The sequence below is a fragment of the Klebsiella sp. NPDC088457 genome, from assembly GCF_044900465.1.
Lineage (GTDB): Bacteria > Pseudomonadota > Gammaproteobacteria > Enterobacterales > Enterobacteriaceae > Klebsiella.
Genome location: NZ_JBJDNH010000045.1, coordinates 37,011 through 47,347, shown reverse-complemented (window position 1 = coordinate 47,347; position 10,337 = coordinate 37,011). Strand labels below are relative to the sequence as shown.

Sequence of the window (10,337 nt, the reverse complement as noted above, 5' to 3'; positions counted from 1 at the left end):
CTGTGGTTTAAGTTTCATATAAGTAAGCACTTCCCCCTTTGTGTGCTTAAATCGATCCGATCTATTTTAATGGTAATTCAGGCAATCCGACAACATAATCCCTGCTTTGTTCACCTTAGCGGCGCAGGTAATAGACAGTTAACTGCCACATTTGCACTTTGCGTACTTATCCTGGAGACAGTTATCCAGAGTTGATGTAGGGTTGCTGAGAATTTAAACGTTATCACCTTGAGTGATAAGACGAATTGTCTGAGAATGTAGTGATATTGTATGAATAATACGCCAGTACAACGTGAATATTTCTTCGACAGCATCCGCGCATGGTTGATGTTGCTGGGGATTCCGTTTCACATCTCGCTGATCTATTCCAGTCACAGCTGGCATGTGAATAGCGTCGAGCCGTCCTGGGGGCTGACCCTGTTTAACGACTTTATTCATGCTTTCCGCATGCAGGTCTTCTTCGTCATTTCGGGTTATTTTTCCTACATGCTGTTCCTGCGCTATCCGCTCAAAAAATGGTGGAAAGTGCGCGTTGAGCGTGTAGGTATTCCGATGCTGACCGCCATTCCGCTATTGACCCTCCCGCAGTTTATTATGCTGCAGTACGTCAACGGCAAGGCCGATAGCTGGCACAGCCTCTCGGGCTATGACAAATTTAATACCCTGGCGTGGGAATTGATTTCGCACCTGTGGTTTTTGCTGGTGCTGGTGGTCCTGACTTCGCTGGGCGTGGTGCTCTTTAAGTGGCTGACCGGTCGCCGAAGTGAAGGCACCCCCCGCTTCGGTGACACCGTCACATTAGGCCAGCTGTCGATGATTTTTCTGGCGCTTGGCGTGCTGTACGCAGTGATCCGCCGCACGCTGTTTGTGCTATATGCGCCGCTGCTCAGCAACGGCCTGTTTAACTTTATCGTCATGCAAACGCTGTTTTACCTGCCCTTTTTTATTCTCGGCGCGCAGGTGTTTATCAATCAGCGTCTGAAAACGATGTTCACCACCCCATCGCCATGGTGCTTTGTCGGCGCGCTGCTGGGCTTTATCGCCTACCGCCTGAATCAGCAGTACGGCTCCGGTGAGGGCTGGATGTACGAAACCGAATCGATCATTACCATGGTGCTCGGCCTGTGGATGGTGAACGTGGTGTTTTCTCTCGGCCACCGTCTGCTCAACTTCCAGTCCGCGCGCGTGACCTACTTTGTGAACGCTTCGCTGTTTATTTATCTGGTGCACCACCCGCTGACCCTGCTCTACGGCGCCTGGATCGCGCCGGCGATTAAATCCAACGCCTTAGGATTTATTGCCGGTTTAATCTTCGTGGTGGGTATTGCCGTCGTGCTGTATGAAATTCATCTGCGCATCCCGCTGCTACGCTTTCTTTTTTCGGGGAAGTTCCAGCAAAAAGCGGCTAAACCGCAGGTTTCCACCAGCTGAGCCAGGCCGATCGTCCGCTTGTTTCAGGCGGCGATCGGCCTGCCCCGTCCTTCCAGCGTCCTCACTGCGGCGCCAGCAGGCGACGGTAGATAGCGGCCGTTTCCTCATCAAAACAGACAAAACAGACCCGCTCCAGCGGGTTGTAGCGCGTCAGAAAGGTATTCACCGTCTGCACGGCGATTTCCGCAGCCGCCTGCTTAGGATAACCATAAACGCCGGTGCTGATTGCCGGGAAGGCAATCGAGCGATAGTTATTTGCTGCCGCCAGCAGCAGGCTATTGCGATAGGCATCCGCCAGCAGCTCCGCCTCCTGCCGATCGCCCCCGTGCCAGACCGGCCCGACGGCGTGAATAACCGCGCTGGCCGGCAGCTGTCCCGCGGCCGTAATCACCGCATGCCCCGGCGGACACTCTCCTTGCTGCTGGCGAACGACCTGACAGGCGGCAAGCAGTTGCGGCCCGGCGGCACGGTGAATCGCGCCATCGACCCCGCCCCCGCCAAGTAGCGAGGGGTTAGCGGCATTGACGATAACATCGACGTGCAGCGTAGTGATGTCGCCGAGAATAACCTCAGGTTTAACCGTCATTTCGCCTCCTGTCGGCAAACGTCTTTACATAAAGCATAGCGGATAATATGGCACGATAACCTCTGGGACGAAAGCCTGGGCGTGCGCATGTCACTGATAATCAATGTGCAGAATAGCAAGGGTATGTTACGGAACATTAACGGCGGGGAGTAAAAAAAAAGGGCCCGAGGCCCTGTTTATGCGTGCGGAGCGAGTCAGCTTATACCCGGTCGGGCGTTTCATTGCCCAGAGATGATTTCTGCTTGCGCGCTCGCGCCGCAAGCCATAGCCCGCTATTTTTCATCGCATAGCCGAATACCAGCCCCAGCGCCAGCGAAGGCACCACCACACGCCAGTCGCCGTTACCGGCAAAGGTGGCACAGGCGCCAATAAAGGTACCGGGGACAAAAGAGAGCAGCAGTTGCCGAGCCTGAATGCACATCAGGAAGGCGACGACGCCGGTCATCATGTAGCCCAGGATCTCGAGATGCGGCGCCAGCGCGCTGCCATATATAATGACCAGCGCCCACACCACCCCACTCATCACCGTGCAGGTTGAAATCAGCAGGCCTTTCAGCCCGCCCTGCGGACAAGCGAAATAGGCCGTACAGCCGAGAAAGCCCGCCCAGCTCAGCAGGCCGAGCGCGACCGCCACCCATCCCCAAATACCGGAGAGAATGCCTGTGGTGATTGCGATTGCGAGAAGTATGTTCATGCCGCGTATCATAGCAGATACGCGGCGCTCAAATGCGATCTGGAGCACATTACATGCAACATCAGAATATCAATTGCATTTATTATGCTAGCCGCATCACACTTTATTCTTCAGTTTCTTCCTGCAGTTCATCCCACATGGCCGAGATCGCATCGCGCGTCAGCGGCGCCATCGTGCGCCAGAATGGCGTTTCGGCATGGGCCTCGACCTTACCGAGGAAAGTGCCGCACCATGGCAGAATGTAATCGGCAAACAGCGTTTCCAGCGTTTCGCTTTCATCCTCCGGGGCATGGTCTTCAAGCCATGAAGCGGCCAGCAGCAACGAGCCAATATGGTCCGCGTTGCCTTCTCCGGTGGGGATCCCGTGCGCGCTGAGGAAACCGCGCACTTCCGCTTCGCTCGCCCCCTCGACCCAGGCACTACGATAAGGAGGAACGCGACACTCTTCGCCAACAAACAGCGCGTTGTAGTCCGCGGCCAGCGGTTGCACGTCGCAGCTTTGTTGCAGACGCTCCAGCTGCTCATCCTGCTCCAGCGGCCAGCTCGCCGCCAGTTTCCCTTCACGAATCAGGGTAAACAGCGGTACCAGAAGCGGATCCTGCGGCTGGCGATAGTACAAAGAGCCCAGCACGCGGCAGAGGATTGAAAACTCGTTCATTCATTTATTCCAGTTGTTCAAATTAAAGGTCAGCAAATTCAGGAATCGCCGGCATCCCGCGAGACTCGAGGAAATCCAGCAGCCGACGCGGAGAAACGTTCAGGATCCGCTCCTCCGGGAAGTTCACTTCATCAAGGATTTTACGACACTCTCTGAATTCACCGAGGGTAAATGCCGTGTGCGAATCGGAGCCCAACGCCACCCAACCTCCGGCATCGCGCACCGCGGCAGCAATGGCCCGACAGTTATCTTCGCTGCCCACGCGGGAAGAAATGAAGGATGAGTTGTTGATTTCCAGCGCCACCTGATATTTCGCCGCCGCTTCAGCAATCGCCGGGATATCGACGGGGAATTTAGGGTTACCCGGATGGCTAATAATATGCACCGCGCCGCTGGCCATCGCGGCGATCATCGCCTCGGTATGAGTCGCTTTGTCCTGCGGTGGAAAGACCGGCTCGTGGAAACCCGCAATGAACAGGTCCAGTGAGGTGAGCATCGGGCCGGAACAGTCGATTTCGCCGTGGATATTTTTAATGTTGGCTTCAATCCCGCGCAAAATGCCGACGCCGTCCACCAGCCGCGGCCAGATGCGCATATTGACAAAATGCCAGTAGTGCGGCGCATCGGCCATATCCGGACCATGGTCGGTAATGGCGAAAAGTTTGATCCCCTTACGCTTTGCTTCCGCAATATAATCGTGCAGGGTGCTGTAGGCGTGGGTACTGGCGACGGTATGCATGTGCAGGTCAACAGGATACATCACATTCTCCTTCTCTGTTTGTGGCAAGAATAGCAGGTATCAGGGCGTATGATGAGCAAAAACCCCGCCTCAGCGGGGTTTTCTCTTAGTATCCGCGCTGGCGATCGACCTGCCCGTTCACCGTTTCGCCCCGCTCCAGCTGGCCAATGGTCCCGGCAATATAGGTAATGGCTTCCTGAGGACGCGTCACCGCCGCGACATGCGGCGTCATCGCCACCCGAGGATGCGCCCACAGCGGGCTGTCAGCCGGTAACGGTTCGCGGCTAAAGACATCCAGCATCGCGCCTTTAAGCTTACCGCTGTTCAGCGCCGCCAGGAGATCGTCTTCGACGACGTGAACGCCCCGGGCCAAATTGAGAACATAGCTGTTATCCGGAAGCTGCGCCAACAGCTGCTGATTAATTATACCGGCGGTTTCCGCCGTATTCGGTAGCAGGTTGATCAGCACGCGCGTACCGCCGAGGAATTCCCCCAGTTCCTCCGCCCCGGCAAAGCTTTGTACCTGCGGCCAGGATTTGCGGCTCCGGCTCCAGACACGCAGCGGGAAGTCCCACGCCTGTAGCGCCTCGGCGACTTTCGCCCCGAGTACGCCCGCGCCCATAATCCCGACGGTAAACTCGTCACGGCGGTAGTCCGCCAGCGGCTGCCAGCGAGCTTCCTGTTTTAGCGCCTGATAGTCATCGAAGCGGCGGAACCAGTGCAATACCTGGCTCACGGCATATTCTTGCATCTGCAGGCCCATGCCGGTGTCTTCCAGGCGGAATAGCGGAATCGACAGCGGCAACATTTCCGGGTGCTCACGCAGTTTGCTCAGAATGGAGTCAACGCCGGCCCCCAGGGCGAAGACGGCTTTCAGGTCGCGTCCCTGCAGCATCTCTACCGGGGGATGCCACACCAGCGCGTAGTCAGCAGGGTGGTTGTCGCCGGGTTTCCACTCGCGAACGCGCGATCCTGGCAGCTGTTTTTCCAGCTCGGCAATCCAGTACGGGGTATCAAACGTCGGGTGATAAAAGATAATGTCCATAGTGACTCCTGATCGCTGACGCTTTACCCAGGCTAAGCCAAGCGTCGTATTTTACTTGTTGTTTTCTATTAGGTTGCCAGCATAACAAATTTCACTTTGCTGTCAGATAAAAAGAGAGTGGTGGCAAAAAAATCGATTGTCGCGCATTTAAAAAGCAAGTTGCGCGAAGTTTGGCTAAACGCACGTTTTTTTGAAAAAGTTGATTGACGAGAGATACGTATTTCCCTAAATTAGCGCCCGTTCCCGGCAGCAAGGGAACGACAATATGGTGAGGTGTCCGAGTGGCTGAAGGAGCACGCCTGGAAAGTGTGTATACGGCAACGTATCGGGGGTTCGAATCCCCCCCTCACCGCCATATTTTAAGAAGAGCTCGTACGCAAGTACGGGCTTTTTTTTCGCATGTTGTACCCCACCAGGGGGGAGATGAGAAGCCCCGACCGGGGTTCGACAGCTGGCGCAGCCAGCTGGACAGACCGCGAACCCGTGAGCGGGCTGCCCGCACAAAAATGCCGGGAGCATTTTTGAACAACGCCTGCGTTGGCCCCGCAGGGGCCAGGCCCAGGGATGGGCCGGGTAACGGCGAGCGCAGCGAGTCAATCCCCCCTCACCGCCATATTTTAAGAACAGCTCGTACGAAAGTACGGGCTTTTTTTTCGCCTGTTGTACCCCACCAGGGGGGATGAGAAGCCCCGACCGGGTAACGCAGGAAGATCTTCAGCAACTCCAGGGTAAACAGACAATTGAAGCCGGTCAACAGATAGAGGATTGCTAGCACCAGATAATGGCGAACTATTCCCGACCTGTATCAGTGCTATTCACTATATTCGGTGGTAAGAACATACAAAAATCTCGTTATGGTAGCGATAATTTATTTTCCCTATAAATAAGGCTTTGCCGGATTGCCATAATTTCCATTCCAATATTATTATTAATACATCGATAGAATCCGTGGCACTGCTGTATATAATAACACTGAGCATATAGGTATAAATATGTCTATCAATGCCGAAAAATTATACTCGGAAATTTTAGAGACCGTCCTCGGGGCTACCTTAGACTCTCAGTTATGGGGGAAAGCACTTGAAAAATTATCACTGGCCTCAGGACATCAATATGCAGCATTACTTTTTTATGACAAAGGGAATGCCCACCTGATGACCGATGCCTTACTCTGTGAGGAAAAGGTTTTTACCGCATACCGGGATGTGTTTTTAGCCATCGACCCTGCTGAAAAAATACTAACCGACCTGCCCGTTGGAGAAATTTATCAGGACAGAGAGATTTTAGGTGATAAATTTATTTCCCGTAGTGTGTACTATAATGAATTTCACCACCCCAATGACATGAACTATCTGACCAGCGTTAAACTGAGTACCATCAATGGCTATTCATCTTTTTTATCGCTCATCACAGCAAACGCTACCCCCTATCCACAACAATCTCAGTTTGATATTTTTCGACGCGTAGTGCCAGCATTAATTACCGCAAGCAAATTACATGCGAGATTTGAGCAACTTAGGGATAACCTAAAATATCAAAACGCCCTTCTGGATAATAACATTTATCCGGTGTGGCTTGTAAATCACATCGGAAAAATTCTGTATGCCAACACTCATGCTGAAACATACCAAAGTATGCGCCGTGATTTATGGTCAGCAAAGCGTGATACCATCAGTATTGAGACTGACGGCAAACAACTTAAACAGGCGATAGAACGAGCCACGTCAACCGAAGGATCCCCGAAAGCAGGTTTATGCTATACAACAGGAAGTAAAGTTAAGCCTGTGCTGGTTCTCCCTGCATCCCACCTTTCCGGTGTCGCCTGCATTATCATTCCTGACCCCTTTCTTAATGGCACGCCATTGATGGAACTGTTTGACCTCACTCCGAGTGAGAATACCTTAGCAGGCCTACTGGTCAGAGGGATGACACCAGAAGAATGTGCCCTGCACCTGGGAGTATCCATTGCGACTATCCGAACTCATTTAAGCGCTCTGTACAGAAAGACACGCACCCGCAATCAGTCCGAACTGCTCATCATCATCCGTGCCATTCACGGTTAACTATTTTTTATCATCTCATTCATATGAATGAGGTGCTCATCCATGACCAACGTTATACTCGGATTAACTAAATCAAAAAATAACCAAACCTGAATAACAGGCATCCGTTTTCAGCTGATAAGAGTTACTCATATACATTGCTAGTTATGGTTATGGCGATAACTTTCCAGTAAACCAGCATTTATCTCAGAGGATAAAAAATGGCCCTCTCCGTTAAAGATTTTTTAGATGAAGTCAAAACAATAAAAACTCAGGCAGAAGCGCTATCAAATAAAGAGTATAGTGATGTTCTTGACAGCAAAGGATATCAATATATCGATTTGGTAATGGAAGGTGGAGGTGTTCTTGGCATTGCGCTTGTCGGTTACATCTATATTCTGGAAAAAGCAGGAATACGATTTATTAGTATAGCTGGTACATCTGCTGGATCCATCGCAGCACTTATGTTGTCCGCAATCGACGTTCCTGAAAAGGAGAAAGGTGAGCGCCTTATAGATATAATTGCGAACATGCCTATGAACACATTTATCGATGGTAAAAATGATAACGATCATGACCCACAGAGGTTTATAGACGCCATCTCTCATTTAATAAACACAAAAAACAAATCCCGACTTTCCATTCTAAAGTCTATTTTTAGATTTATGACCATTAACGACAATTTAAAGAAAATTCATGGGCTTAACCGGGGAGATAGATTTGAACAATGGTTAAAAGAAAAGTTATCAGAGTTTGGCATTTATACATTAGCGGATCTTAAGAAAAAAATGGCCAGCACTCCCGATGGATGGAAATTAAGGGAGGCTAGTAAATATAAAGCATCCCAGTTAAACGGCCAGGCACAACTGGAAAAACTAAATATAAACAACAATTACCTGTGCCTTATAGCAGCAGATATATCTACTGAATTTAAGATTGAGCTGCCTGTGATGGCTGAGCTATACTGGAAAAATCCACAAAACATTAATCCTGCGGTATTCTGCCGCTGTTCAATGTCAATACCTTTTGTATTTAAACCATATATCACCCAAATACCTGCATTGAACGATTTTCTCAAGGGAAAATGGGTTGAGCAGACCGGCATCAACTTTAACGATATTAAAGTGTCTGACTTCCCTCCGGCACTTTCTTGTTTTATAGATGGTGGCATTATGTCTAACTTTCCAATAGATGTCTTTCACAACCCCACAAAAATACCTACCAGACCAACATTTGGCGTTAAACTTCAATTCGATGAACACAATCATGAGATCACCAGCACCATTGATATAGTAGCCCAATCTTTCAATTCAGCTCGTCATGCTATGAATTACAACTTTATCAAAAAAAATCCTGACTATACTCATTTAGTCACGTCGATCGATACCGGTGAAATCCCATGGTTAGATTTTAATATGAGCGATCGCAATAAACTTGAGTTATTCAAAGCAGGCGCTGAAGCAGCCTTGCGTTTTCTTAACAATTTCGATTGGTTACGCTATAAAGATATAAGAAGAGATATCGCTTCTGCTTATAAAACCGGTATTCCTGATGAAAAAATCCAAAGATACTTTAAGAATACCGGTCAGCACTGATAACAGGTAGCCCCAGGTTCATAATCTGGCTAGAGAATTTTGATGTCAGGTTATAAACTTCAATAACATCCCCAGGAAACTATCATGTCTAATGCGAGTAAATTAATTCAAATTGCAAAAAGCCAGCTTGGTGTTGCTGAGGACCCTCTTGGCCATAATTCAGGAACACAGGTAAACGAATATTTAAAAAGTGTTAATCATGCGGCTGGTGCCCCATGGTGTATGGCTTTTGTTTACTGGTGTCATTTACATGCCGGGATTCAAGGCGTTCCAAAGACAGCCAGTGTCAGTGATTTTTATAAGCAATCCCTTAATCTTGGTAAAGCAATTACCTTTTCTATTCTTTCACCTGGAGATGTCGTTTTAAGAGTAAACTATCCAGCTCTGCCAGGTGGAACAAAACTCGGAAATCATGCGGGTATATATACTGGCCTCAATAGCAATAAAGTCCCTTTGTATATTTCAGGAAACACGCCCTCAACAACCGGTCTGGTAGCTGACAAATCAGACTCTTATGTTGATGAGCATACTATGAAATATTTTAACTATGTGGTTCGTTTTTGCTGATCATTTATAATCATCTGCGACTAACGATAAACCGTATTTCATCCTGAATGACGGTGTCAGAGCAACGGATAAGTCTTGTCCCAATACCCCGGAGTCTGATACAGCGCCTTGAGATAATCGATAAATAATCTCACCTTCGCCGGCAGATAACGTTGCTGGGGGAAAACGGCCTGGATGTTGTATGCCGGCAACGCATACTCATCCAGCGCCGTAATGAGTTCGCCGCGCTGCAGTTCACCATGAATCTCCCAGGTCGAACGCCAACCAATCCCCAACCCCTGTTTTACCCACGACAGTAAAAGCTCGCCATCATTACATGCCAGGTCGCCGCGAACCTTAATCGCCACCTGCCGGCCCTGGTTCTGAAACGTCCAGCCGCGCTGTTGCCCGCCCTGCATGCTAAAGGCCAGACAGTTATGTTTTGCTAAATCATCAAGCGAGTGCAGCATACCGCAGCGGGAAAAATACTCCGGGGTACCGCACACCACCCGCTGGTTTGGAAATAGCTTAATCGCCACATAGGTGGGATCCAGAATCTCGCCGATACGGATACTCATATCAAAACCGTCATTGACCAGATCGAGAACCGTATCGGTGAAGTTGAAATTAAGATTAAGCTCCGGGTAGCGCTGTTTGAAAGCGTAGACATGCGGCGCAATATGGCGACGGCCAAATGCCGCCGGCGCCGATACAGAGAGCTGCCCGTTCACCGCCAGGTTGCTGTTGCTGATATCGCCCTCAACTTCATCGAACTCATGCAGCACGGTTTTCGCGCGTTCCAGCAGGCGTTCGCCGGCTTCGGTAAGCTTGAGTCCGCGGGTTGAACGATGCATCAGCTTGACGCCCAGCCGCCTCTCCAGCGCGTCCAACCGCCGCCCCAGAATCGCCGGGGTTACGCCTTCATTGACAGCGGCCGCCGCAAAGCTCCCCTTCTCCGCGACCTGCACAAATGTATTCAGCTCGGTGTAGCGCCCCACTCC

At 50.5% G+C, this 10,337-nt stretch carries 10 protein-coding genes and 1 tRNA gene; 5 read left to right on the top strand and 6 right to left on the bottom strand.

From position 1 onward, the window contains the following. Positions 1-270: 270 nt before the first annotated feature. On the top strand, positions 271-1,431 hold the full coding sequence (mdoC, locus tag ACI2JR_RS22970) for a glucans biosynthesis protein MdoC (RefSeq protein WP_462479550.1): 1,161 nt from the start codon (positions 271-273) through the stop codon (positions 1,429-1,431). A gap of 61 nt (positions 1,432-1,492) precedes the next feature. Here mdoC and ymdB read toward each other — a convergent pair whose 3' ends face one another. The 5 genes from ymdB to ghrA all read right to left on the bottom strand — a co-directional run bounded on the left by ymdB (position 1,493) and on the right by ghrA (position 5,153). Continuing rightward, complete coding sequence (gene ymdB / locus ACI2JR_RS22965; RefSeq protein ID WP_132726930.1) at positions 1,493-2,017, bottom strand: O-acetyl-ADP-ribose deacetylase; 525 nt, start codon at positions 2,015-2,017, stop codon at positions 1,493-1,495. A gap of 199 nt (positions 2,018-2,216) precedes the next feature. Further along, positions 2,217-2,711: a DUF1097 domain-containing protein gene (locus tag ACI2JR_RS22960; RefSeq protein ID WP_132726932.1), complete on the bottom strand. Its 495-nt coding sequence runs from the start codon at positions 2,709-2,711 to the stop codon at positions 2,217-2,219. A gap of 103 nt (positions 2,712-2,814) precedes the next feature. Beyond that, the gene (locus ACI2JR_RS22955; RefSeq protein WP_132726935.1) at positions 2,815-3,369 is read right to left on the bottom strand and encodes a TorD/DmsD family molecular chaperone; all 555 of its coding nucleotides are present in this window, start codon (positions 3,367-3,369) and stop codon (positions 2,815-2,817) included. Positions 3,370-3,391: 22 nt separating this feature from the next. Further along, positions 3,392-4,129 carry a phosphatase gene (locus ACI2JR_RS22950; protein WP_132726937.1) on the bottom strand — a complete coding sequence of 246 codons (738 nt, stop codon included), beginning with the start codon at positions 4,127-4,129 and terminating at the stop codon, positions 3,392-3,394. Between the two features lie 85 nt (positions 4,130-4,214). Further along, positions 4,215-5,153 carry a glyoxylate/hydroxypyruvate reductase GhrA gene (gene ghrA / locus ACI2JR_RS22945; RefSeq protein ID WP_132726940.1) on the bottom strand — a complete coding sequence of 313 codons (939 nt, stop codon included), beginning with the start codon at positions 5,151-5,153 and terminating at the stop codon, positions 4,215-4,217. Between the two features lie 267 nt (positions 5,154-5,420). On the opposite strand from ghrA, the gene ACI2JR_RS22940 reads away from it, so the two are divergent. The 4 genes from ACI2JR_RS22940 (at position 5,421) to ACI2JR_RS22925 (ending at position 9,357) form a co-directional block, all read left to right on the top strand. Beyond that, a tRNA-Ser gene (locus ACI2JR_RS22940) sits at positions 5,421-5,508 on the top strand. 637 nt (positions 5,509-6,145) lie between these two features. Next, a complete protein-coding gene (locus ACI2JR_RS22935; RefSeq protein WP_462479549.1) occupies positions 6,146-7,216 on the top strand; it encodes a helix-turn-helix transcriptional regulator in 1,071 nt (356 codons plus the stop codon). 200 nt (positions 7,217-7,416) lie between these two features. Next, complete coding sequence (locus ACI2JR_RS22930; RefSeq protein WP_462479548.1) at positions 7,417-8,790, top strand: patatin-like phospholipase family protein; 1,374 nt, start codon at positions 7,417-7,419, stop codon at positions 8,788-8,790. A gap of 84 nt (positions 8,791-8,874) precedes the next feature. Beyond that, positions 8,875-9,357 carry a hypothetical protein gene (locus ACI2JR_RS22925; RefSeq protein WP_462479547.1) on the top strand — a complete coding sequence of 161 codons (483 nt, stop codon included), beginning with the start codon at positions 8,875-8,877 and terminating at the stop codon, positions 9,355-9,357. Between the two features lie 56 nt (positions 9,358-9,413). Here the strand turns inward: ACI2JR_RS22925 and ACI2JR_RS22920 are convergent, their stop codons facing one another. Then, a complete protein-coding gene (locus ACI2JR_RS22920; protein ID WP_462479546.1) occupies positions 9,414-10,334 on the bottom strand; it encodes a LysR family transcriptional regulator in 921 nt (306 codons plus the stop codon). Positions 10,335-10,337: the final 3 nt, after the last annotated feature.

Bases quoted from the DNA above. Each gene is read 5' to 3' on its own strand.
- ACI2JR_RS22925 (WP_462479547.1), top strand. From the start codon at position 8,875: ATGTCTAATGCGAGTAAATTAATTCAAATTGCAAAAAGCCAGCTTGGT.
- mdoC (WP_462479550.1), top strand. From the start codon at position 271: ATGAATAATACGCCAGTACAACGTGAATATTTCTTCGACAGCATCCGC.
- ACI2JR_RS22935 (WP_462479549.1), top strand. From the start codon at position 6,146: ATGTCTATCAATGCCGAAAAATTATACTCGGAAATTTTAGAGACCGTC.
- ghrA (WP_132726940.1), bottom strand. From the start codon at position 5,153: ATGGACATTATCTTTTATCACCCGACGTTTGATACCCCGTACTGGATT.
- ACI2JR_RS22955 (WP_132726935.1), bottom strand. From the start codon at position 3,369: ATGAACGAGTTTTCAATCCTCTGCCGCGTGCTGGGCTCTTTGTACTAT.
- ACI2JR_RS22960 (WP_132726932.1), bottom strand. From the start codon at position 2,711: ATGAACATACTTCTCGCAATCGCAATCACCACAGGCATTCTCTCCGGT.
- ymdB (WP_132726930.1), bottom strand. From the start codon at position 2,017: ATGACGGTTAAACCTGAGGTTATTCTCGGCGACATCACTACGCTGCAC.
- ACI2JR_RS22930 (WP_462479548.1), top strand. From the start codon at position 7,417: ATGGCCCTCTCCGTTAAAGATTTTTTAGATGAAGTCAAAACAATAAAA.
- ACI2JR_RS22950 (WP_132726937.1), bottom strand. From the start codon at position 4,129: ATGTATCCTGTTGACCTGCACATGCATACCGTCGCCAGTACCCACGCC.